We start from the raw sequence: 24,874 nt of genomic DNA on the forward strand, positions 1-24,874 counted from the left end.
ATGTTTGAACGCTTTAATCTGTCAGCATGGGCCGTCCGTGAGCGTGCCCTGACGCTCTATTTCATTATTCTTGTGTCGCTCGCGGGCTTGTACGCATTTGTTAGTTTGGGACGTGCTGAAGACCCAAGCTTTACTATTAAGGTCATGACCGTATCCGCCCAATGGCCTGGCGCCTCCGCACTAGAAATGCAACAACAAGTTGCAGATCGCCTGGAAAAGCGGATCCAGGAGGTGCCTTTTTTCGATCGCGTGGAAACCACGGCGCGACCAGGCCTGGTGGTGATGCAAGTGCAATTTTTAGATGAAACACCGGCATCCGAAGTGCAAAATGTTTTTTACGAAGTGCGCAAGCGTATGCTTGATGAGGCGCCACGACTGCCTCGCGGTGTTATCGGCCCCGTAGTCAATGATGATTTTGCCGATGTCTATTTCAGTCTTTATGCGCTCACCTCGAACAATCGCCCGCAATACGAACTGGTTCAACCGGCTGAACAGCTTCGTGATCAGTTATTACGCGTGCCCGGCGTGCAAAAGGTTAACCTACTCGGTGAGCGCCCGCAACAGGTGCAAGTTGATTTAGATTTGGATCGCTTAGCACAACTCCAACTGGCGCCACAAAGGGTATTTGATGCTATTGCCGCTCAAAACCAACTCCTCCCGGCAGGTTTCATTGAAACCGCTGCTGGCCGCACCTATTTGCGCCTCAATCAAGACATGGGCAACCTTGACCAATTACGCTTACTACCCATTCAGCTTGAAAACCAGGTCATTGCGCTGGGTGAAATTGCCACCATCACACGCGCCTTCCAAGACCCACCCAGCTACCTTATTCGCGATCAAGGTCAAGAAGCCTTAATGCTCGGCGTGGTGATGCAGCCTGGCTTTAACGGCCTCACCCTCGGCAAGAATTTACAGGGCGTTGAAGCCGAGTTACAAGCGCAACTCGCCGGTGACATTACCTTCGAACAAATCACTAATCAAGCCAATGCGATTCGGATGGCGGTTGACGAGTTTCAGTTAAAGTTCTTAATGGCGCTGGGCGTCGTTATGATCGTTAGTTTTTTGGCCTTAGGATTGCGAGCAGGTCTGGTGGTCGCGCTGGCCGTGCCCCTCACGCTGGCGATGACCTTTTTTATTATGATGCTCACAGGCAAAAATCTCGATCGGATTACCTTAGGCGCGCTTATTTTAGCGCTAGGGTTACTGGTTGATGATGCGATTATTGCGATTGAAATGATGCTGGTTAAAATCGAGGAAGGTCTTGATAAGGTTAAAGCCGCCTCCTATGCCTGGTCGGTCACCGCGATGCCGATGCTTGTGGGCACGCTAATTACCGCTGCTGGCTTTGTGCCGATTGGCTTTGCCGCATCGAACGTCGGCGAATATGCCGGCAATATTTTCTGGGTATTGGCGATTTCGTTAATCGCTTCATGGATTGTGGCGGTCACCTTCACCCCCTATCTGGGCGTCAAGCTATTAAAAAACCACCCGGCTGCGCCTACTCATCATCCTGTGGCCGATCATGGCGATCAGGCCTATCAAACCCGTGGCTATAAGCTGCTGCGGCGTATTATTCAAGGCTGTGTTAATTATCGCAAAAGCATTTTAATCCTTACCCTGCTGTTATTTATCCTCTCGGTTATAGGCATGGCCAAGAAGGTAGAAAAACAATTCTTCCCTAGCTCCGATCGCCCAGAGCTGATGATTGATATTTACCTTCCCGAAGGTTCCGCTTTTGCGACCACCGAAGCGGTAACTCAGCGGATGGGAGCGATCTTAAACGAACAGCCTGAAGTGCAATCCTTAGCCAGTTATATTGGCGCCGGTGCACCGCGATTTTTTATGGCCCTTAACCCAGAATTGCCCAATCCGGCTTTTGCCAAAATTATCGCCATTACCGGTGATCGCCACGAGCGCGATCAATTGCAAAAACGCTTGCAAACTCTGATTAATGACGGCGCATTTTCAGATGCCAGAGTTCGCGTGCATCCCTTGCTTTATGGCCCGCCTGTAGCCTGGCCGATTACCTTCCGCGTAATGGGTGAAGACCCGTTAATCTTGCGGGATATTGCCAACCAGGTGAGAGATCAGGTAGCCGCCCATCCGCAAACCCTAGAACCGCATTTGGATTATGGGCAACGTGCGCCTGTGGTGCACTTGGAGTTCGACCTACAACGTCTTGCGCAACTTGGCTTTACGCGGCAAACGCTTCATCAACAACTGCAATTTGCACTGCAAGGGCAAAGCCTAACCGAACTGCGTATCGATACCCGCAGCGTCGCGCTGGTGGCGCGAGCAGATAACCGAGAGTCCATCAACCTGGAGCAACTGACTAGCTTGTTAGTCACAACCCCAAATGGTCACAGCTTACCTCTTGCGCAACTAGCGGTATTGGTGAAAAGCTATGAAGACCCGGTATTAAAACGCCGCAACCGTACTCCGTATTTGTCGGTTAACAGCGAAATTGTTCAGGGCGCACAGCCACCTGATGTCACTTTTGAGATTTGGCCCGCTTTAGAAGAGTTGAACAAAACCCTACCGCAAGGCTATCGTATTGAAATTGGCGGCACTATTGAGGAGTCCGCTAAGGCGCAAGGCTCGATTCGTGCCCTGATGCCGGTAATGGTGATTTTAATGATTACCTTGATTATGTTAATGATGCGCTCGTTTAGCGGCACGTTGATGGTGCTATTAACCGCACCCTTAGGTTTAATTGGTGCGGTAGCGGCTTTGTTACTCTTCTCGCAACCCTTTGGCTTTGTCGCAACCCTGGGATTAATCGGTCTAGCCGGTATTCTGATGCGTAACACCTTAATACTGGTTGGACAAATTGATGATAATAAACGCCACGGGCTTAATGACTATGATGCGGTTGTTGATGCGACGGTGCGCCGAGCTAGACCCGTTATATTAACCGCACTGGCCGCGGTACTGGCGTTTATTCCGCTGACCACCTCGACCTTTTGGGGTCCTTTAGCCTATGTATTAATTGGTGGTATCACCATGGGAACACTGCTCACGCTATTATTTTTACCGGCTTTATACAGTGCCTGGTTTAAAGTTAAGCCAGCGTAATCAGGCCTGGTACCACTTACTTTCCAGTGGTTGCTGTTTTTTCATCCTTGGGGCGAAGAAAAAACTCATAGATAATCAACATTGCCGCACCAAGGGTTATGCCCACGTCAGCGATATTGAAGGTGGCATAGTGCCAATTGCCATAATAAAAGTCGAGAAAATCGGTGACCTTGCCAAACAGCAAGCGGTCAATTAAATTGCCGATCGCACCGGCTAAAATTAACTGCAAACCGATCACTTCAAAGGTCGGTTTAGCTTTGAGTTTGCTTAACCAAAACACTAAACCAAGACTTATCCCCACGGCCAAAATAACAAAAAACCAACGCTGCCAACCACCCATATCAGCTAAAAAACTAAAGGCCGCACCGTAGTTATAGACCAGCGTTAAATTAAAGTGCGGCATCACCGCCAAGGGCTGACCAAAAGTCAAATAACTAACCGCTAAAAACTTGGTCAATTGATCAAGCACCAGCACCAGGCCGGCTAACCACAGATAGCGCAAACCAGTTTGTCGCCATAACGACCGATCTAGCTTAAGCATAGTGGCGGACTTCGCCGTCACCTACGACGTTATCGACACAGCGTTGGCACAGCTCAGGATGATCCGCATCAACACCAATATCTTCACGGTGATGCCAACAGCGCGGGCATTTTTCAGCCTGCACCGCTTGGGCATCTAGCCACAAACCGGCCAGTTCAGACTCCACCGCCGTAGCGGACTTCTCAGCTAATGGCAATACCTGCGCGTAAGAGGTAATCAATACAAAGCGCAATTCGTCCTGTAACTTGGCCAAGGCGTTATACAGCTCGCCATCCGCATAGAGTTTAACTTGCGCGGTCAGGCTGGCTTTAATTTCACCGGCATTACGCAACTCTTCCAGACGCTTGGACACTGCCGAACGCACTTCAATCATCTGCGCCCAATAGGCGGAATTCATCTCAGCGGTTTCATCCAACGCGGTCAGCCCTTCATACCAGGTGGCGACAAACACGGTTTTCTCACGCTCACCCGGAATATATTGCCAAATTTCTTCGGCAGTAAAACTCAAAATCGGCGCAATCCAACGCGTCATGGCTTCAATAATATGATACAAAGCGGTTTGGGCAGAACGACGCGCCAAGCCATCGGTTTTACAGGTGTATTGACGGTCTTTAATGACGTCTAAATAAAACGCCCCCAGTTCAATTGAGCAGAAATGCGACACCGCCTGATAAATTTGATGGAAATGATACTGCTCATAAGACGCGACAATCTGCTGCTGCAACTGGTGGGCATGGCCGACCGCCCATTTATCGAGTGGCAATAAATCGGCATAGGCCACCAAATCAGTGGCCGGATTAAAGCCGTTCAGATTCGCAAGTAAGAAACGGGCGGTATTACGAATACGGCGATAGGCATCGGCGGTGCGGCTGATAATTTCGTCCGACACGGTCATTTCATAACGGTAATCGGCGGCTGAAATCCACAGGCGTAAAATATCTGCGCCAAGGGTGTCAGCGATTTTTTGCGGCGCGACCACATTGCCTTTCGATTTCGACATTTTTTTGCCGTCTTTATCGACTGTAAACCCATGCGTCAGCACTTGTTTATAAGGCGCGGCATTATTCATTGCCATGCCGGTTAACAAGGACGACTGGAACCAACCGCGATGCTGATCCGACCCTTCTAAATACAAATCCGCCGGTGCTTGCAATTCGTCACGCTGCTGACAAACCGCAAAATGGGTCACGCCGGAATCGAACCAAACATCGAGAATATCTTGTACTTTTTCATAGTCATCGGCTTCATCACCCAATAACTCAACTGCGTCCAAGTCATACCAGGCATCAATCGAGTTCTGCTCGATACGTTGCGCAATCTGTTCCATTAATTCAACGGTACGCGGGTGCATTTCACCCGTCACCTTATGCACAAAAATACAAATTGGAACTCCCCATAAACGCTGACGTGAAATACACCAATCCGGGCGACCTTCAATCATCGCTTCAATCCGGTTTTGTCCCCAATCCGGTACCCACTCGACCGTTTTGATCGCGTTCATCGCGCTGGCACGCAAGCCTTGTTGATCCATGCTAATAAACCATTGTGGGGTGGCACGGAAAATCAACGGCGTTTTGGTGCGCCAACAGTGTGGATAGCTATGACGAATCGCTTGGTGATGCAATAACGCACCGCGCTCACGCAACACCTCAAGCACTGGCTCATCCGCTTTCAGCACGTTAATGCCCGCAAATAAAGGCGTGCCTTCAACAAAGGTACCGGAACCATCCACCGGACAATCCACCTCTAAATCATATTTTAAGCCGACAATAAAGTCGTCCTGACCATGCCCCGGCGCGGTATGCACACAGCCGGTACCGGCGTCGGTGGTGACATGCTCACCCAAAATAATCGGCACAATGCGCTCATAGAAGGGATGCTGTAAGCGGATTAAATCAAATTGATCACCACGGCCATAGGCCACCACACGATAATGCTCAATATCACACTTCGCCATCACGTCTTTAACCAGTGCTTCGGCCATAAATAAACGCTCTTTGCCCTGCTCAGTTTCCACATGTACCAGCGCATACTCCAGTTCAGGATTAATCGCGACCGCCTGGTTAGCTGGCAAGGTCCAAGGTGTCGTGGTCCAAATCACCACCGACAATGGGCCTTCCCCCGTGTGATCTTCAATATGGTGACAACGCTCAAAAAACGCTGCTTCGTCCACAACCCTGAACCGCACATCAATCGCGTTTGAACGTTTTTCTTCGTATTCGACTTCCGCTTCCGCCAGCGCCGAACGCCCACCGATTGACCAATAAACCGGCTTGGTGCCCTTCACTAAATGACCTTTTTCAATGATCTTAGCCAGTGCGCGTACTTCATTCGCCTCAAAATCAAACGCCTTGGTTAGGTAGGGGTTGTTCCAATCCGCCATAATTCCCAAACGCTGAAAGTCTTTCATCTGGCCTTCAACTTGGCTTTGCGCATAGTCACGGCAGGCCTGGCGGAATTCACGCTCATTCAATTTGACGCCCACCTTGCCGTGTTTTTTCTCAACATTTAATTCAATCGGCAAACCATGACAATCCCAACCCGGCACAAATGGTGCATCAAAGCCACTTAAACCTTTGGATTTGACAATCATGTCCTTAAGAACCTTATTAACAGCGTGACCAATATGAATATCGCCATTGGCATAGGGTGGGCCGTCATGCAGCACAAATTTCGGACGTCCTGCCATCGTTTGACGCACGGTTTGATACAAATCGTCATCTAACCAGGCCTGCACTTGTTTTGGCTCACGCTGGGGCAATCCGCCACGCATCGGAAAATTGGTTTCGGGGAGATTAAGAGTGTGCTTGTAATCGGTCATTATGGCTTCTCAAAATTTGAATGATATGAATGAGTTAATAAAGCTCTGGCCTGCTCGGCATCCTGTACAATTTGTGCTTGGAGCGCCGGCAACCCACTGAATGTCATTTCTGGACGAATAAACGCCTCAAGGCGCACTTCAACGTGGGCACCATAAACCATTTTTTTCCAATCGAAAAGATGGACTTCAATCGATGGTCTTTGACCCTGAACAGTCGGACGCAGCCCAATATTTGCGACACCAGGCCAAGGCTGGTCTGCTAGGCCTGCAACGCTAACCGCAAAAACCCCATTTACCGGCATTTGCAAACGTTTGGGGTTCAAATTTAAAGTCGGAAAACCCAATGTACGTCCGAGTTTTTGACCATGAATTACCCGGCCTTCAAACCGAAATCCCTGACCCATTAATCGCGCGACTTCAGATAAATCCGGCTTCGCTAGCACCTGGCGTACTCGTGTACTACTGACGCGTGCGCCGTCAAGATTAAAGGTTGGCATCGCGCTGACACTGAACCCCATTTGCACTCCTCTTTGACGCAAAAATGCAAAATCGCCCTGCCGCTGGTAACCAAATTTAAAATCGTCTCCGATCACCAAATGCTTAGCATGTAATTGTTTGTGCAATACCTGATCCACAAAATCAATTGCTGTTAAAACAGCAAAGGACCGATTAAAGCTAACACAAAGCAAATAATCAATACCAACGCCGGCCAAAGCATGTGCTTTTTCACGCAAATTCATCAACCGAACCGGTGCCTGCTCAGGGCGAAAGTACTCGATAGGAAAGGGTTCAAAAACCATCGCTACACTTGGCAAACCTAGAGCTTCCGCCTGTTGCTTTACCTGAGCTAAGACACGCTGATGTCCCAAGTGTACCCCATCAAAATTACCAATAGTAATAACACTGCCCTTGGCAAAATCGGCAGTAAATTGGTTAATGTTATGAAGGCCACGAATTAAACGCATTGCAACGGCTTGGTTTCTCTGAACAAAAATAAACCGCGATTATAACGGATTAGGCGCAGACTGTAACCCTTGTTAAGTTCATCCCAATTCATCAGCATTCAGAGAACTTTCTTCTCGGTTTTTTAGTTGGCGTAAAAAAGCCTTTGGCCGAAAGCCTACGGCAACCATCGCAGCCAAATAAGCCAAGATCGCCAGCAAAATAATGCCTAACAACCAGCTAACACGCTGCCAGGCGCTAAAGTCTAACCAGGCCTGGTGTTCGGGGTTAATCAGCAAAATCACTAAAACCATCACCAGCAAGCCCAAGGTCACTTGTAGTAAAAACCAGCGCCAAGGAGTTTGAAGACAAAACACCCCCTGCTTGAGCAAAAAATAATAGAGGAGCCCGGCATTAAGCATCGCCGAAATAGAGGTCGCCAAAGCTAACCCCACATGCGCAAGCGGGCCGATCAACAGCAAATTTAAAATAATGTTACTCACCAAGGCGACCACCGCAATTTTGACCGGCGTTTTCATATCCTTGCGCGCATAAAAAGCCGGTGCCAACACCTTCACCAAAATAAAACCTAACAGACCCAGTGAGTAGGCCATCAAGCTATGACTCGACATCAACACATCAAAAGCGGTAAATTCACCATAAAAAAACAAGGTGACTAACAAGGGCTGTGCCAATAAAAATAGCCCAAGCGTTGCAGGAATCGCAATGAGTACGACCAGTTTTAAGGCAAAATCTAAATCCCGCCTAAAGCCATCCCAGTCAGCACGAGCAGCTTTTTTTGACAAGCCTGGTAACACTACGGTTGCCAAGGCTACCCCAAACACACCCAACGGAAACTCCATTAAACGGTCTGAGTAATACAACCAAGACACACTACCAGTCACCAAAAAAGACGCCAAAATGGTATCAACCAATAAATTAATTTGCGCCACTGAAACCCCAAATAAAGCAGGCAGCATCAAGCGTTTAACCTCACCAACACCGGGATCAGTGGCCAGAGTAGGTTTAGGTAGCAAGTTCATATGCCACAAAAACGGCAAATGAAATAACAACTGCACCAGACCTGCCAATAACACACCCCAAGCCAAGGCCATAATGGGCTCTTCGAGTTGTGGTGCCAACCAAATGGCACAACCAATCAATACCAGATTTAACCAAACGGGGGTAAATGCGGGTACCGCAAATTTGTTATAAGTATTCATCAAGGCCGACGACAAGGCCACCAGCGAAATCAACAGCAAATAGGGAAATGTCAACTGCAACATCGCCGTAGCTAATGCAAACTTTTCAGGATCGCTGCGAAAACCGGGCGCAAAAACAGTCATCCATAAGGATGCACCGAACACACCAAATAAAGTTAAGATCAATAGAATAAAGCCAAGTCGCAACCCAATCGCTGCCACTAAATGGCGAACAGCCTCATGACCACGATTCTCCTTGGTATCTGCCAACACCGGTACAAAGGCTTGTGAAAAAGCGCCTTCGGCAAACAAACGACGAAAAAAGTTGGGGATTTTAAAGGCGACAAAGAAGGCATCGGCCCCTGCAGATGCGCCAAAAAAACGAGCAATCACCATATCACGCACAAAACCTAAAATGCGTGAAATAAAGGTCATGCTACCCACATTGAGGGTTGCCTTAATCATGTTAGCCAAACTGTTATGTCCTGCAATCTAAGTCCTTTAAACCGTGTGAAGCGTTAACCCTTATTTGAAGTCTTTGCAATGATGAAAAATACAAGACTTTAAACTACTATTTTACGAAAAGTTGCTATTATTTACTTAGGCTTTAATTGATAATTTCCAATCATACCAAAACAAGGGTTACTACAATGAATGCAGCAGAGCTATTGGTCAAGTGCCTTGAAAACGAAGGAGTTGAATATATTTTTGGCATCCCTGGCGAAGAAAACCTCGACATTATGGACGCGCTCCTCGACAGCCCAATTGAGTTTATTCTTACGCGCCACGAACAAGGCGGCGCCTTCATGGCCGATGTCTATGGTCGCCTTACCGGTAAAGCCGGCGTCTGTTTATCAACCCTTGGTCCAGGCGCTACCAATCTAGTTACCGGTGTGGCTGACGCCAATATGGACCACGCCCCCGTAGTAGCGATAGCAGGTCAAGCGTCAACGAATCGTCTACATAAAGAAAGCCACCAGGTGCTTGATTTAGTCAACCTGTTTCAACCTATCACAAAATACAGCACCCAAATTCTAAGCCCAGATATTGTACCCGAGGTCGTGCGAAAAGCCTTCAAAGTGGCACAAATGGAAAAACCTGGCTGTTGCTTTATTGACTTCCCAGAAAACATCGCACCCATGACCGTTAATAAACAACCCTTAAAACCTCAAGCACCTAAAGCCCCTTTCCCCCATCCGGATAAAGTAGCCTTAGCCGCTGAAATTATTAGCAAAGCGCGCTACCCCATTATTTTAGCGGGTAACGGCATTGTCCGTAATAACGCTAACACGGCCCTTGCCACTTTTGCAGAAAGCCATCAAATCCCCGTTGCCAATACTTTTATGGCAAAAGGTGTTTTACCCTGCCGCCACCCTCTGGCACTGGGAACAATTGGTTTACAAGCCCGTGATTATATCGCATGCGGTATCGACCGTGCCGATGTGATTATTTGTGTTGGCTACGATATCGTCGAATATCACCCTCATTTGTGGAATCACTGCCCAGATTGCCACATTATCCATCTCGACTCTCAACCTGCCGAAGTTGACGAATTTTACAGCCTCGCTGTAGGGATCGTAGCCGATTTAAATGAAAGCCTAAACCAGCTTTCCAAACAGGTTGTGCGCCAAAACCAAACCGATGTGAGTCCAATCAAACGCTTAATTGACAACGAATTAAGCCAATTTGCAGCAGATAATCATTTTCCGGTTAAGCCACAAAAAGCGATCTATGATTTGCGCCAAGCTTTGGCAGATGAAGATATTGTCATTTGTGATGTAGGTGCCCATAAAATGTGGATGGCTCGACTCTATCCTGCTCAAGCACCGAACACCTGCATTATTTCAAATGGCTTTGCGGCTATGGGCATTGCACTGCCCGGTGCGATGGCGGCTAAACTCGCCCATCCTGACCGAAAGGTAGTTGCCCTAACCGGGGATGCTGGTTTCTTAATGAATGTTCAAGAAATTGAAACTGCCGTGCGACTCAAACTCAATATCGTGGTGTTAATTTGGAATGATAGTGGTTATGGATTAATTAAGTGGAAGCAACTCAATGAATTTGGTCGCGAGAGCCATATCGCGTTTAACAACCCTGACTTTGTCAAACTGGCTGATGCCTTTGGCGCAACAGGCCTGCGTGTCACCGCTGACTTTAGCTTAGAACAAGCTCTAACTAAAGCAATCGCCACCGATGGCGTCGTCATTATTGACTGCCCGGTTGATTACTCCGAAAATCTAAAACTCACTGAGCGCTTGGGGCAAATGGTCTGCCCTACCTAGTAGACCTGCCCGATATCCTATTATTGCGTGACCGACTTATTATGGGCACGCAATTTTTTTAGAATACTTTGTACCTCTTCGTTATCCATGTAGTCGCTATGGTAACGCTCCCATAGCGCTTCTGCTTCTGCAAACTTACGTAACGCCCATTTAACCTGGATTAAATGTAATAAAACCTCTTCGTCTTGCTGCATCGACCAGGCCTGACTGATTAATTTTTCCGCCAACTCATAATCACCTTGTTGGTAAGCTAACCAACCGCGACTATCAATAATATGAAAAGCGTCAGGCGCAATATCCAAGGCCCGATCCAACAAAATCTGGGCTTTGCTTAAATTAATGCCTTTTTCAGCATAAAAATAACCCAGTGCATTGAGTAAATCCGCTTCGTCTGGATAGAGTTGTAACGCGCGCTGAATAACAAACTCATACTCATCATCCAATCCAGTGTTATACAAACTCAGCGCATAAGCATAAATAAGCGGTAACAACTCACTGTGTTTTGAATAGGCCTCTCGATAGACACGAACGGCATCATGCCAATGCTCTGCTTGAGAATAAAATGAACCCTGCGCACGCCATAACTTTAACTGAGTAGTGTCATCAATAGATGAGACGTCTTGTACCAAGATAGCTAGACGAGCCGTCGCAGCCTCCAAACCGGATCGATCAAAATCGAGCTGTGCCAAAACTAATTGTGCGTCAAGATGATACACGGGATCTTCAACGCGGCTTAAATGTTGGCGCGCCAAAGTCGCATTATTTTGGCCATGATAAATCAAACCCAAGTAGTAGTTAGCAATATCTTGATAGGCCTGTTGACGTAACAAGGAATGAAAGTGTGGCATGGCCGCATCTAAATCGCCACGGTCTAAAAGTAATAGCGCCAAGGATAACTGAGAGGCACGCGCTTGGGGATTATTGCTCACTATACGCTTATAACGAGCTTCAGCCGCATCAAATTGTTGAGCGCGAACCTCTAGACGTGCGTAACGCTCTTGCATGCTCCAATCATCGGGCTGAGCCACCATGTAAGCGGCCAACATCTCAATACCCCTTTCATACCAATCTTGCTCTAGATAAATATTAATGAGCGCGAAATACACATCCCGCTCGGACTGAGGGTCTTGAATAACCTCTTCGAGTACTTTCATTGCTAATTGAGGTTGTTGATAATGGTCAGCAACGAAACCATAGACATAACCCGCGCTCCATTCATCGGGATAACGAAGATAAAGTTGTTCAAAAAAAGCCAACGCAATCTCAGGATCCATACCATGACCGATCTGACTCGCCGCATTTTTTAAATCCGCCTCTAAGATGTCAGTTGAGCGTTCGCGGTAAGCCTGCCAATTCAATAAAGCTTGTTCCAGATCACCGTCACGAAGCGACATGATGTAGCCAATTCGCCAAGGAGTGGCGTTGGCAGGCTCCAGCGAACGCCAAAGGGTCGCACTCTCTTCAATACCTCGCGGTTCATAAGCACTCATTGCAAAATGAAACGCCCGCTCCGCCAATTGCACATCTTGACTTTGCGACGCGACCCTCATCATCACATGATAGGCATTGACAAAATCACCGTGCGTAGCCAACATTTCAGCCACTAAAATATCATACATCCAAGAAGGGTTAATCTGCGTAGATGGCAACTGTTGCGCCGCAAGTGAGCCTGTCGATACAGCATCATCGGCCTTAACACTCAGGCTCTGACCCTGACAACCGGTTAAACCAGATAAGGTTAATCCGCCACCGATTAGAAGTGACAGCACCATCCGGGTTGATATCTTATGCATCTTTACGTCCTATACAACCTCTGCGAGGTCACCTTTTTCTTCGAGCCAAGCCTTGCGATCGGATGAGCGTTTTTTAGCTAACATCATATCCATCTTGGCATAGGCATGAGTTTCGTCAAACTGCAACTGCACCAAACGACGCGTAGCCGGTGCCATAGTCGTTTCACGTAATTGTAACGGGTTCATTTCACCCAAGCCCTTAAAGCGCGTTACTTGTACTTTACTTGCTGACTTTTGATTGTGTATCTTATCAAATATTCCCTGTCGCTCGTCTTCATCCAACGCATAAGACACATTTTTACCCCAATCAATGCGGTACAAAGGCGGCATTGCGACATAAACATGCCCCTGCTCAACGAGCTTAGGAAAATGCCTCACAAACAACGCACAAATCAAGGTCGCGATATGAGCACCGTCAGAATCAGCATCGGCTAAAATGCAGATTTTGCCATATCGTAAACCTGATAAATCATCGTTACCTGGGTCTACACCGATCGCGACACTAATATCATGCACTTCTTGGGATGCCAATACTTGCTCTGATGCCACTTCCCACGTATTTAGAATTTTGCCGCGCAACGGCATAATTGCCTGAAAACGCTTGTCACGTGCCTGCTTGGCAGAGCCTCCCGCAGAATCCCCTTCAACCAAAAACAGCTCTGTTAAGGTTAAATCGGACTCCGTACAATCGGCCAATTTGCCAGGTAAAGCGGGTCCCATGGTGATTTTCTTGCGCGTTACTTGTTTGGATTTACGCTGACGAGACTGGGCATTTTGAATCGCGATTTCCGCAATCTTTTCGGCCACTTCGGTATGTTGATTCAACCATAGACTCAACGCATCTTTTACCACACCAGCAATATAGACTGCCGCATCACGCGAAGACAATCGCTCTTTAGTTTGACCTGCAAACTGCGGGTCACGCATTTTGGCCGACAGCACATAGGCAACGTTTTGCCACACATCCTCAGGCGATAACTTCAACCCACGCGGCAACATATTGCGAAATTCACAAAACTCCCGTACCGCATCAGTTGCACCTTGGCGCAAACCATTAACATGGGTGCCGCCTTGCGGGGTCGGAATCAAATTCACATAGCTTTCAGCGAGGGGTTCACCGCCAACCTGCCAAGCTAAAGCCCAAGAGACCGCCTCTTGCTCACTACGATGCTCACCGACAAAACCCTCTGCCGGATAGACCTCTTGACCGGCCATGGATTGCACCAAGTAATCTTGCAGACCGGATTCATAACACCATTCTTGCTGCTCCTGACTCACCTGGTCTTCAAATCGAATCAGCAAGCCTGGACACAAAACGGCTTTGGCCCGCAATAGATGTTTTAAACGAGACAAGGCATACTTGGGGGAATCGAAGAACTGGGCATCTGGCCAAAAAGTGACCAGGGTGCCGGTTTGCTTTTTAGCGACCTTCCCAGTCACGGTTAACGGGCTTACTCGTTGACCACTTTCAAAAGCTATATGGTGTATCAAACCATCGCGTTTAATTTCCACATCAACTCGCTTGGACAAGGCATTAACGACCGATACACCGACACCATGCAAGCCGCCTGAAAACTGATAAGCTTTGTTGGAAAACTTGCCGCCCGCATGCAGGCGGGTGAGGATGACTTCAACGCCAGGTACGCCTTCTTCAGGATGTACATCGACCGGCATTCCACGACCGTTATCAGCTACGCTGATCGAACCATCCGCATAATGAACCACGTCAATACACGATGCAAAACCTGCCAGTGCTTCATCGACACTATTATCTATAACTTCCTGAGCTAGGTGATTAGGGCGGCTAGTATCGGTATACATACCAGGGCGCTTGCGTACGGGATCTAAACCAGTTAAAACCTCAATTTCCGCTGAATTGTAGCCTTGTGCCATAGCCCATCTCCTTTCTAAGATTTGTTGAAATTATAGACCAAAAGGCCTGCTTTGGTGAGTGCCTCTAGCATTTTGTCAGCGCTGTCAGTATCATGAGAGATCCATATTGACGGATTTATTCGAGGTAGACTATGCCAAACCGTGATTACCATGCCGAACGCAAAAGTTATGAGATGGGTGCATTGGATGACAATTTCCTGCAGCACGATCCCTTACTGCTGTTACAAACCTGGTTTGACGATGCCTTTAACCACAAGGTCGATGAACCCACGGCCATGAATCTAGCCACAGTGGACGCCAAAGGGAGCCCTCATAGTCGTATCGTTCTGCTTAAACAATTTGATGAGGCAGGCTTGGTTTTTTACACCAATTATGCCAGCGATAAAGGCGAAGAGCTGTTAGCTAATCCGGTCGCCGCGGTTAATTTTTTCTGGCCACAACTAGAGCGCCAAATTCGTATTGAAGGTCGAGTAGCCAAAATTAGCCCGGAAGCCTCTGATCGCTATTTTCAGAGCCGTCCATTGGATAGCCAGCTCGGCGCGCTGGTTTCTGCTCAAAGCCAAACGCTTCCTAATCGTGACGCGATTGAATTAAAAATGGCCGAGTTAAAACAACAATACGCCAATAGCGCACCCACAAGGCCTGCTCATTGGGGTGGCTATTGTTTAACCCCTAAACGTATCGAGTTTTGGCAAGGGCGTCCCAATCGCCTACACGACCGGCTTAATTTCACCTGTAATACCGCGGGGGAATGGTCAGGTGTACGTCTTTCCCCATAACGCCGACCAGCTTAGCAATACTATGTCGATTAATTTAGCCAATCTTATAACTGAACCCAGTTGGCAGGCTCAGCTTGCCCCGCTGTGGAGCCATCCTAGCCTGCAACAACTCAGTGACTTTTTAAATAACGAATTAGCTGAAGGACATCAAATTTTTCCGGCACAAACCCAATGGTTTCGAGCACTCAATTTAACGCCATACGAACAAGTGAAAGTTGTCATCGTGGGACAGGACCCCTATCCCACCGCGGGTCATGCGCATGGTTTAAGTTTTTCAGTCGAGGCCAGTGTCAGCCCTTTACCCAAATCCCTGCGCAATATTTTTCAAGAATTAGTCGATGATTTAGGCAGCTGTCCCATCAACGGTGATTTGTCTAGCTGGGCTATCCAGGGCGTATTACTGCTCAACCGTGTGCTAACCTTGCGCGCGGAACAGTCCAACAGTCATCAAGGCCAAGGCTGGGAATGGTTTACCGAACAGGTTATTGCCCAGCTTAATAAGCACCCAAATAATATCGTGTTCATTTTGTGGGGCAAACCGGCTCAGCAACTTCAATCTTTGATTGATACCCGCCATTTATGTTTAATGAGCGCTCATCCCTCGCCTTTGTCTGCGTATCGTGGCTTTTGGGGTAGTAAACCATTCAGTCAAGCTAATCATTGGCTGCGCTCGCAAGGCCTTGCTGAAATTGATTGGACGCTGACATAACCCATTTATTAATCTCACATAAACCTGCTTAAGCCAGTCGTAAAAAAATCGGCGGCTTGCTGGTTGATCTGCTCTAACGAATGATCGGCTGGGATAACACGCGGACTAATCGCAACCTGAATCTCTCCAGGATATTTTAAAAAGCTTTTTTTAGGCCAAATTTCGCCGGCATTATGGGTTAAAAAATAGACCGGTACTTGCATTTGTTGCGCTAAACGCGCCGCACCACTTCCTAATTTACCCACTGTGCCAGTTGGCACGCGAGTCCCTTCTGGAAAAATAACCACCCAATCGCCACGCTCGTTCATGTGTTGCTTGGCTTGCTGTAACAGCTGTTTGAGTGCTTTGGCACCGGCAGAGCGATTGATGGCAATCGGTTTTAACATGGCTAAGGTCCAGCCAAAAAACGGAATCCACATAAGTTCGCGCTTCAGCACATAGGTATGACGGGGTAATAAACCATGCAGCGCCAAGGTTTCCCATGCCGATTCATGGTGCGCCATGACAATACTTGGCTGAGAAGAGTCTAGATGCTCCAATCCGGCAACCGATACCTTAACACCACACGTCATGCGCAACCACGCGAGTGTTAAACGGGCCCAATAGCCGAGCACAACATACCGAACAGGATAAGGTGCTAACCATAACAACTGCCCAAACACCGCAAAAAACAGCGTTAAACTGATTCGCCCGATTTCAAACAGCAATGATCGAAAAAACACGACAATTTTCATCTGACCTGCTCGCTCTGTGATGATATGAGTGTCTCGGCAACAGCGGCCAAATCGTCATAAACCGGTACCTGATTAACCAGGCCTGGTTGTTGAGCCAAGGTGCGCTCGCCCTTGCCTGTACGCACCAACAAAGGACGCATCCCCGCCGCCTGCGCCGCTTGAACATCGGCCAAGGTGTCACCGACCATAATTTGCTGTTCAATCGAACGATTAAGGGTGATACCAATTTGTCGCAACATACCTGGCTGAGGCTTGCGCGCAGCATTGGGTTGATCGGTAAGATAGGGGGCGTAACATACCCAGTCCAAAACAACGCCAAACTCATGAAATAACAAACTATGTAGCTTTCGGTGCATGGCACTCAAAGCGGCGCGATCATAGTAACCACGCGCAATACCAGATTGGTTGGTTGCAACCGCAACCTGCCAACCGGCACGTTTAAAACGCGCAATCGCCGCTAAACTTCCTGGAATAGGTTGCCACTCATCAGCCGACTTGATAAAGGCATCCGAATCATAGTTAATCACGCCATCTCGATCCAAAATCAATAACGGCGGCGCAACATTGATCATTAATTTGCCAACCGCGAAATATCGGCAACCGCCAAAAAGGCTTGACGAATATGATTCAACATCGCAATACGGTTGACCTGTAAGCCAGCATCATCAGCCATCACGTGTACCTGATCAAAGAAGGCATCTACCGGTTCACGCAAGGCTGCTAATACCAGCAACGCCTGCTGATAATCGCCATCATTCATCGCCGCCAAACTTTGCGCTCTTACGTTACTAAAAGCGGACCAAAGCACAGCTTCGGCCTCATGTTCAAAACGGCTCTCACTAACCTCATTTGGCCAGGGTTGCGCCACTTTTTTCAAAATATTAGCAATCCGTTTGTTCGCCGCTGACAAGCTCTCCGCCTGCTCCAAGCTCGCAAAGTGCCGTACCGCCTGAATTCGCTGGTTTAACTCTAACAAGCGCGTCACACCAGTATCACGCACGGCATCAAACACCTGAGCGGCCACGCCCTCATCTTGATAGTAGGATTTTAAACGTGACACGATAAATGCCACAATATCAGCCTGTTGTTCGGCACTGATGGTCAATTGTTGATAAGCCGCCGCGGCACGCTCAACCCAATAATGGATATCCAACGGCAAACCGGATTCAATGACAATTCGCGCCAAACCGAGTGCGGCTCGACGCAACGCAAACGGATCCTTATCACCGGTTGGCCCCTGCCCAATCGCATAAATTCCAACAATCGTATCCAAACGATCAGCCAAGGCGACAATTTGACTCAAGGTATCTTCGGGTAAGCTATCGCCAGCAAAACGTGGCCAATAATGTTGCTCAATAGCCTGGGCTACCGCAGATGATTCGCCTTGTTGCTGGGCATAATAACGCCCCATAGTTCCCTGCAACTCTGGAAATTCACCAACCATCAAGCTCATCAAGTCACATTTTGCTAACTTGGCGGCGCGCATGGCCGCGGCAGGCTCCACATTGAGTTCTGCGGCCAACTCACCGGCTAATCGCTCTATGCGCCCGATCTTCTCGGCCACCGTGCCTAATTGCTGTTGAAAAACTACTTTCTCTAAAGCGGGTAAAAAAGCATCCAAAGGCTGTTTACGATCTTGGTTCCAAAAGAATTGCGCATCCGATAAACGCGGACGAATCACCCGTTCATTCCCCGATACCACCGAGGCTGGATTTTGGCTGGCGATATTGCTAACAGTAATAAACCGCGCCATCAGCTCGCCATTCGGTGCCAAGCAATGGAAAAACTTTTGATGACCTTTCATAGCAGATACTAAACATTCCGCGGGAACCTGTAAAAAGTCTTCATCAAAACAGCCAGCCAACGCATTTGGCCATTCATTAAGCGCAGTCACTTCATCTAATAAGGCCTCGTCTATAACGGGGCGCGCATCAAAACTATCGGCAACTCGCGCAACCTGTTCACGAATACGCTCACGACGCTGGGCAAAATCAGCGATCACAAAGCCCTGTTCTGCAAGGATCGACGCATATTCACTAGGCAACGAAATCTCAAGTTCTTGTGGCGCATGGAAGCGATGACCTCGAGTAGTATTTCCTGTTGGCAAACCTAAAATGGTCGCCGGAACGACCTGATCACCTATCATCAAAATGACCCAGTGAACAGGACGCACAAACTCAATCGCCGAATCGCCCCAGCGCATTGGTTTTGGAATCGGTAACTGCTTTAAAGCCTGTTCAACCAGGCCTGGTAGTAAGCTACTGAGCGCCGCACCGGCTTTAACCTGACGCGCCATTAACCACGCACCCTTATCGGTTTCCTCAGTAAATAACTCGCTCAGCTCTAAACCACAGGACTTTGCAAAACCCATCAGGGCTTTGGTTGGCTGACCCTCACTGTCATACGCGGCTTGCAGCGCCGGTCCTTTCCGTTCTAATACCTGCTCAGCTTGCTGGGTTTGCACAGTTTCAATCCAGACAGCTAAGCGACGCGGGGCCGCGTAAATATGCACCTGCCCATAGGTCAAATTAGCTTGCTGTAAGCCACCTTCAAGACCGGTCGCTAAAGACTTGGCCAAATTTTGCAGTGATTTTGGCGGTAATTCTTCTGTACCAATTTCAATCAAGATATCTTGTTGCGCCGACATTAGTTTGCTCCCTCTTGCACCGCTTTGTCTGTTTTTACCAAAGGAAACCCTAGAGCTTCACGGCCATTAAAATAGGCTTGGGCCACATCCCGTGCCATAGCACGCACCCGCCCAATAAAACGCGCACGCTCTGTAACACTAATGGCATGGCGAGCATCAAGCAGGTTAAAGGTGTGTGAGGCTTTTAGCACCTGCTCATAAGCAGGTAGGGGCAGGCCTGCTGCAATCAAACCAGCAAAGGCTTTTTCACAGGCATCAAATTGGCCAAATAAATGCGGTACATCCGCATGTTCAAAATTATAAGCCGACATTTCAACTTCATTTTGATGGAATACATCACCATAGGTGACCTTGCCCTGCGGACCATCCACCCAGGTTAAATCATAAACGCTATCCACGCCTTGCAGGTACATGGCGATGCGCTCAAGACCATAGGTGATTTCACCGGTTACCGGACGACACTCCAAGCCCCCGACCTGTTGAAAATAGGTAAACTGAGTCACCTCCATCCCGTTTAACCAAACTTCCCAACCTAAGCCCCAAGCACCCAGGGTAGGCGACTCCCAGTTGTCTTCGACAAAACGAATATCATGCTCTAAAGGATCAATGCCTAAATGGCGTAGAGAATCCAAATAGAGCTCTTGAATATTATCGGGCGAAGGTTTTAGCATCACCTGAAACTGATAGTAATGCTGTAAGCGATTCGGGTTTTCGCCATAACGGCCATCGGTTGGACGACGACTCGGTTGCACATAAGCCGCACGCCATGGCTCCGGCCCAATCGAACGTAAAAAGGTGGCCGGGTGAAAGGTGCCCGCGCCCATTTCATTATCATAAGGTTGCATCACCACACAGCCTTGTGCGGCCCAATAGGCTTGTAGCGTTTGAATTAAGCCTTGAAAACTGGATACATCAGCAACGAGTTGATTATTTGACACGCTTCCATCCTCGGTTAAAATGACGAATCGAACAGAAACCCTGGCGCGCTTGAAAAGGCGTGCTTTAAAAGCCTATCCACCAGGTCTGCCCAAAAAATAAAAAAATTAGCGCGATTATACCCTAAAAAGGATGATTTATGCCGTTGCATCCGCCCCATCAACTCGATTTAAAGGGACTGAAATGCCCCATGCCGGTGATTAAAGTGCAACAAGCGGCACGCAACCTAGCCCCTGGCAGCCAACTAGAAGTCTTAGTAACAGATCCCGCTGCTGAAAAAGATCTCGCTAGCTGGTGCCGGATTAATAAACATGACTTTATTAGTTGTGCTATTTTTGCCCAACCAGAGCCACAAGTTGCTCCAACCGTTTGGCAAATTAGGCTAAAATTAAAAGAAAGTTAAAAACACTCATAAAGACACCCAAAAAATTAGTTATAACCCAGTTACCACGACCCAGTTACCACCTTAGGATTCGTTTATGCCGCAATTACCACATTTTCGTATAGCTTCAGCTTCAAAACGCCTGGCAATTCTATTTGCGCTACTGCTCAGCGCAAGCGTTTTAAGTCAAACAGCGCATGCTACAACGGATAGCTATCAGCGTGTCAGCCTAGAGCTACCCGAACCGTCTAGAATTGACACATTGGTGCAAAACGAAAACACTATCGAACAACCTGCCTTGCGCGAACACCGCTATACCCTGCAACGCAACCAAAGCCTGAGCCATGCCCTACAAGGCATAGCGGATAACGGCAACCTACTATGGCGCATTGGTCGTCATGAAAATGCGCACTACTTCACCCGCCTTCGCACTGGCGATGAATTGGTCATGTGGCTAACTGAAGATGGCGAACTGGCTCGCATGGAGCTCAACAGAACCCCTACCCTGACCTATATTCTTGAAACGAATGATGAACTAGCCGACGGCATGGCGATTTACGCCGAGCGCAAAGAGGTTAAAACCCGCATCGTTATGGCCTCGGGTGACATTAGTGATTCCTTTTATCTGGGCGTGCAAGCCGTAGGCGCCAGCCCACGCACCATTATGAATTTGGCGGATATTTATTCTTGGGAAGTTGATTTTGTCCGAGAATTACGCGAAGGTGACGAGTTCACCATTATTTACGAACGCCGTTATATTGATGGCGAATACATTGGCGATGGTGCCATATTGGCCGCACAACTCAACCTAAAGCATCGTAATCGTACCATCAATGCTTTCCGCTTTGAACAGGACGGCGAGCTACTCGGCTATTTCAACGAAAATGGTGACAACCTGCGCAAAGCCTTTATGCGTAACCCCATAAACTACACCCGTATCAGCTCGCGCTTCCAGCGTGGCCGCTACCACCCAGTACTACAGGAAATCCGTGATCACAAGGGCGTTGACTATGCCGCCCCTACCGGAACCCCTATTTACGCGGCCGGTGACGGTACGGTCAAGTTCCGCGGCTGGGGTCGTGGTTATGGCAACTACATCATTTTGCAACACGCGGGGCGTTATGAAACCGTCTATGGCCATATGTCACGATTCGGCAAATTTCAGCAGGGACAACGGGTAAAACAAGGCGATGTTATTGGCTATGTTGGCATGACTGGCCTAGCAACCGGCCCACACCTGCACTACGAATTCCGCATTAACGGCGTGCATCACGACCCCTTAACCGTTGAGTTCCCGGGTGGCGATCCGGTGGCAGCGGAACACAAAACGACTTTTGCCCAATGGGCCGGCCTGCTCAACAGTCAACTGCGCCGTACTGACCCAGAAGTGACGCAACTCGCGACACTGTTCGAGTAGCATTACACTTAGATGAACAAGCCGCACTATTTTATCGGCCTAATGTCTGGCACCAGTGCTGATGGCATTGAGGCCTGCCTCGTGAAACCAGAAGACAAGTCCATGGAACTAGTGGGGCGCTTAAGCTACCCCCTACCTCATGCCGATGAATTACAAGCACTGAATCACAGCCAGCAAATCAGTCTAACGCAACTGTCCCAACTGCAACGTGATCTGGGCGAAGCCTTCGCCCAAGCCGCACTGAATCTTATTTACCAGCATGAGCTTCAGCCCGCCGATATTACCGCCATTGGCAGTCATGGTCATACGCTATTTCATGCACCCGAACTGGGTATGAGTTTACAAATTGGCCATCCGGCGATTATTGCCAAACGTACCGGAATCAGCACCTACGGCGATTTTCGAGTGGATGATATGGCATTAGGCGGTCAAGGGGCACCACTGGCGCCACTGTTTCATCAGGCCTGGTTACACAGTCACAATATTCAACAGGCTTGGATGGTTAATATCGGTGGCATGGCCAATGTCAGCTTAATTACCCCACACCAACCACTACAAGGCTGGGACACCGGACCAGGCAATAGCCTAATGGACGAGATTTGCCAACAGTATTTTAACTGCGCTTTTGATGATCAAGGCCAATTAGCTGCCAGCGTCGCACCTAACCAGGTCTGGTTAGCACAGTTATTAGATGACCCTTATTTTAGCCAGCCCCCACCCAAAAGCACCGGACGTGATTATTTTAATCAGGCATGGCTACGAGAATGCTTACCCGCTGAAGCTTGGCAGGCGCCACAGCAATTACTTAGCACCTTAAACGCGCTCACGGTATACACCATTGCCCAAGCGGTTAATAGCATTAACGCGCCGGTCATTATTTGCGGTGGCGGTAGCTTAAACCGAACGCTAATCCAGCGCTTACAAGATAAATTAGCCAACCAATTAGCCACCCATACCGTGGAAACCACCCAGGATTACCAGACCGACCCATTGGCCATTGAAGGGATGCTCTGTGCCTGGTTGGCGCAGCAGGCCTGGCTGGGCAATAAAGTAGATTTAACGAGTGTTACTGGCAGTGAAAAACCGATGATACTCGGCGGTTGTTGGCAGGGAAAATAGCGGTTTGAGATAAAAAGCAGGCCCGCGAGGGGCCTGAAAAAACCTTGCTTGCACAAGGCCTACGAGGATACTAACCAAGGACTCCGACAGCATAAATCGGAAAACACGGCTCGCAACACAGCGAGCCTAACTTGCATTACATAAAGCTAAATGACTTGTTGATACCAAGTAATAAAGTGGTTTCTTCATCACCACCCGTTGCTTCTTTACTCGAACGTAAGATTGAGAAATCAATCGAAGTATCAGTATAGATTTCGGTGCTATAACCTAACTGCATGTAAGTGTGATCTACGCCTTTGCCAGCGAAATCCATACCTTTGCCATAAATACCATAGAAGCCGGCATACTCTAATTCGGCACTAATAACAGAATAATCAATATCTTTACCATTATCATCAGCATCACGGTTGATACCACGATCATACATAACTGTTAATGGACCATAACCTGCCCAAAAATTTAATTCATCATAAGGCGTATCAAAATTCCCTTCCAAGTAGCGGTATAATGTAAAACCCGCACCCAAGGTAAAGCCACTGATTTCGGTTTCGTAACCACCATAGATGTCATACTCAACATCACTATCAGCAACTTTTGCCGACCATAAACCCAAGTACAAACCAGACTCGTGCTCGTAATCAACACCAAACTCAGGTGAAACAACACCCTCAGATTGTGAAATACCACGGAAATAGTATTCTGACATCATACCAATGTTACCGGTCAATTCGGCTTGCGCGACGTTAGGCGCCATTACCGCCATTGAAGATGAAGCAACCGCTACTGATAAAGCTAAAGATTTTAATTTTAATGCATTTTTCATGTTTGTTTTCCTTTTTATGACTAACAAGAGCTAAACTCGAAATCTATGAAGCTTTTATCGTGCCAGAAATAAAACAAAACATTAAAAAACAATTAGTTAAGTTAAATAATAGCGGTATAAGTAAATTTTTATCCGCTATAAAATTGCATTAAAGGTGCAATATTGCACCAAAATAAAACATCAATCTTTATCCGCTAGACCTTCCAGCCTGATCTGGCGCAAGAATGCGCTCTTGCTCGGCACAAAAAGCTAATAACGCAGCGTGCAATTGATGATACTGCGCAATTACCCGTTCGGCGGCCTCGGTAATCCTCGTGCCACCACCCTGGCGCCCGCCGGTTTCACTCACCACCAAAGGCTCTACGGCCGCCTGATTCATCTCATCCACCAAACGCCAAGCTTTTTTATAAGACATATTCATCGATTTAGCTGCCTGACTGATTGAGCCATACTCCGCGATTCGCTCCAACAATACAACGCGACCCTTGCCAAAATAACTTTCACCATTTGGCGCCATCAACCAGATACGCCCTCGAATTGACGCACTTAACACCTCACCGGGTAGTTTTTGTTCAACCTGCATCCGACCACCTTTTTTTAAATTTTTTTTAAGCATAAAATGACAGCTATTCCACAAACTTATCCACAAGCTAAGCCTCGATAAAATCTACTAAAAATCAAGATTACCCCGTCTTTAAACTAACGATACACTGTGAACAATCTAGCTAAATCAGCTATTGCACTTTACTCGCAACTCCACTATATTTAGTCTCAGAAAA

19 protein-coding genes are annotated in these 24,874 nt (G+C 48.0%); 7 read left to right on the forward strand and 12 right to left on the reverse strand.

Annotation, left to right across the window (positions count from 1 at the left end; translation table 11 throughout):
• Complete coding sequence (locus tag THICY_RS05975) at positions 1 to 3,075, forward strand: efflux RND transporter permease subunit (protein ID WP_013835717.1); 3,075 nt, start codon at positions 1 to 3, stop codon at positions 3,073 to 3,075.
• A 16-nt stretch (positions 3,076 to 3,091) separates the two neighbouring features.
• On the opposite strand, the gene lspA is transcribed toward THICY_RS05975, so the two are convergent.
• The 4 genes from lspA to murJ all read right to left on the reverse strand — a co-directional run bounded on the left by lspA (position 3,092) and on the right by murJ (position 9,046).
• Positions 3,092 to 3,616: a signal peptidase II gene (gene lspA, locus THICY_RS05980; protein ID WP_013835718.1), complete on the reverse strand. Its 525-nt coding sequence runs from the start codon at positions 3,614 to 3,616 to the stop codon at positions 3,092 to 3,094.
• Complete coding sequence (ileS, locus tag THICY_RS05985) at positions 3,609 to 6,437, reverse strand: isoleucine--tRNA ligase (protein WP_013835719.1); 2,829 nt, start codon at positions 6,435 to 6,437, stop codon at positions 3,609 to 3,611. Before ileS ends, lspA begins: the two co-directional genes overlap by 8 nt.
• Entirely contained in the window at positions 6,437 to 7,402 is a 966-nt protein-coding gene (gene ribF / locus THICY_RS05990) for a bifunctional riboflavin kinase/FAD synthetase (RefSeq protein ID WP_013835720.1), read from the reverse strand. Before ribF ends, ileS begins: the two co-directional genes overlap by 1 nt.
• Before the next feature lie 78 nt (positions 7,403 to 7,480).
• Complete coding sequence (murJ, locus tag THICY_RS05995; protein WP_041435407.1) at positions 7,481 to 9,046, reverse strand: murein biosynthesis integral membrane protein MurJ; 1,566 nt, start codon at positions 9,044 to 9,046, stop codon at positions 7,481 to 7,483.
• Between the two features lie 185 nt (positions 9,047 to 9,231).
• Here murJ and THICY_RS06000 point away from each other — a divergent pair, with 185 nt between their 5' ends.
• Positions 9,232 to 10,863, forward strand: a complete 1,632-nt coding sequence (locus THICY_RS06000) for an acetolactate synthase large subunit (protein WP_013835722.1) — start codon at positions 9,232 to 9,234, stop codon at positions 10,861 to 10,863.
• Between the two features lie 20 nt (positions 10,864 to 10,883).
• Here THICY_RS06000 and THICY_RS06005 read toward each other — a convergent pair whose 3' ends face one another.
• Positions 10,884 to 12,656, reverse strand: coding sequence for a tetratricopeptide repeat protein (locus tag THICY_RS06005; RefSeq protein WP_013835723.1), 1,773 nt, complete (start codon positions 12,654 to 12,656; stop codon positions 10,884 to 10,886).
• Between the two features lie 9 nt (positions 12,657 to 12,665).
• Positions 12,666 to 14,549: a DNA topoisomerase IV subunit B gene (gene parE, locus THICY_RS06010; protein WP_013835724.1), complete on the reverse strand. Its 1,884-nt coding sequence runs from the start codon at positions 14,547 to 14,549 to the stop codon at positions 12,666 to 12,668.
• Positions 14,550 to 14,680: 131 nt separating this feature from the next.
• On the opposite strand from parE, the gene pdxH reads away from it, so the two are divergent.
• Together pdxH and THICY_RS06020 are read left to right on the forward strand one after the other, a co-directional pair.
• Positions 14,681 to 15,328, forward strand: coding sequence for a pyridoxamine 5'-phosphate oxidase (pdxH, locus tag THICY_RS06015; RefSeq protein ID WP_013835725.1), 648 nt, complete (start codon positions 14,681 to 14,683; stop codon positions 15,326 to 15,328).
• The gene (locus THICY_RS06020; protein ID WP_013835726.1) at positions 15,309 to 16,037 is read left to right on the forward strand and encodes a uracil-DNA glycosylase; all 729 of its coding nucleotides are present in this window, start codon (positions 15,309 to 15,311) and stop codon (positions 16,035 to 16,037) included. The genes pdxH and THICY_RS06020 overlap by 20 nt, the downstream gene beginning before the upstream one ends.
• A gap of 14 nt (positions 16,038 to 16,051) precedes the next feature.
• Here THICY_RS06020 and THICY_RS06025 read toward each other — a convergent pair whose 3' ends face one another.
• Genes THICY_RS06025 through glyQ form a run of 4 tightly spaced genes read right to left on the reverse strand, consistent with a single transcriptional unit; the run spans position 16,052 to position 20,356 of the window.
• Positions 16,052 to 16,771, reverse strand: coding sequence for a lysophospholipid acyltransferase family protein (locus THICY_RS06025; protein ID WP_013835727.1), 720 nt, complete (start codon positions 16,769 to 16,771; stop codon positions 16,052 to 16,054).
• Positions 16,768 to 17,343, reverse strand: a complete 576-nt coding sequence (gene gmhB / locus THICY_RS06030; RefSeq protein ID WP_013835728.1) for a D-glycero-beta-D-manno-heptose 1,7-bisphosphate 7-phosphatase — start codon at positions 17,341 to 17,343, stop codon at positions 16,768 to 16,770. Before gmhB ends, THICY_RS06025 begins: the two co-directional genes overlap by 4 nt.
• The gene (glyS, locus tag THICY_RS06035) at positions 17,343 to 19,418 is read right to left on the reverse strand and encodes a glycine--tRNA ligase subunit beta (RefSeq protein WP_013835729.1); all 2,076 of its coding nucleotides are present in this window, start codon (positions 19,416 to 19,418) and stop codon (positions 17,343 to 17,345) included. The genes gmhB and glyS overlap by 1 nt, the downstream gene beginning before the upstream one ends.
• Positions 19,418 to 20,356, reverse strand: a complete 939-nt coding sequence (gene glyQ / locus THICY_RS06040) for a glycine--tRNA ligase subunit alpha (RefSeq protein WP_013835730.1) — start codon at positions 20,354 to 20,356, stop codon at positions 19,418 to 19,420. The genes glyS and glyQ overlap by 1 nt, the downstream gene beginning before the upstream one ends.
• A 137-nt stretch (positions 20,357 to 20,493) precedes the next feature.
• Here glyQ and THICY_RS06045 point away from each other — a divergent pair, with 137 nt between their 5' ends.
• The 3 genes from THICY_RS06045 to THICY_RS06055 all read left to right on the forward strand — a co-directional run bounded on the left by THICY_RS06045 (position 20,494) and on the right by THICY_RS06055 (position 23,272).
• The gene (locus tag THICY_RS06045; protein ID WP_013835731.1) at positions 20,494 to 20,757 is read left to right on the forward strand and encodes a sulfurtransferase TusA family protein; all 264 of its coding nucleotides are present in this window, start codon (positions 20,494 to 20,496) and stop codon (positions 20,755 to 20,757) included.
• Positions 20,758 to 20,833: 76 nt separating this feature from the next.
• Positions 20,834 to 22,153: a M23 family metallopeptidase gene (locus THICY_RS06050; protein WP_013835732.1), complete on the forward strand. Its 1,320-nt coding sequence runs from the start codon at positions 20,834 to 20,836 to the stop codon at positions 22,151 to 22,153.
• 12 nt (positions 22,154 to 22,165) lie between these two features.
• Positions 22,166 to 23,272 carry an anhydro-N-acetylmuramic acid kinase gene (locus tag THICY_RS06055; RefSeq protein WP_013835733.1) on the forward strand — a complete coding sequence of 369 codons (1,107 nt, stop codon included), beginning with the start codon at positions 22,166 to 22,168 and terminating at the stop codon, positions 23,270 to 23,272.
• A gap of 136 nt (positions 23,273 to 23,408) precedes the next feature.
• Here THICY_RS06055 and THICY_RS08635 read toward each other — a convergent pair whose 3' ends face one another.
• The gene (locus tag THICY_RS08635; protein ID WP_013835734.1) at positions 23,409 to 24,095 is read right to left on the reverse strand and encodes a TorF family putative porin; all 687 of its coding nucleotides are present in this window, start codon (positions 24,093 to 24,095) and stop codon (positions 23,409 to 23,411) included.
• A gap of 187 nt (positions 24,096 to 24,282) precedes the next feature.
• The gene (locus THICY_RS06065; RefSeq protein WP_245534945.1) at positions 24,283 to 24,711 is read right to left on the reverse strand and encodes a winged helix-turn-helix domain-containing protein; all 429 of its coding nucleotides are present in this window, start codon (positions 24,709 to 24,711) and stop codon (positions 24,283 to 24,285) included.
• Positions 24,712 to 24,874: the final 163 nt, after the last annotated feature.

It is taken from the genome of Thiomicrospira cyclica ALM1 (assembly GCF_000214825.1).
Taxonomy (GTDB): Bacteria; Pseudomonadota; Gammaproteobacteria; order Thiomicrospirales; family Thiomicrospiraceae; genus Thiomicrospira; species Thiomicrospira cyclica.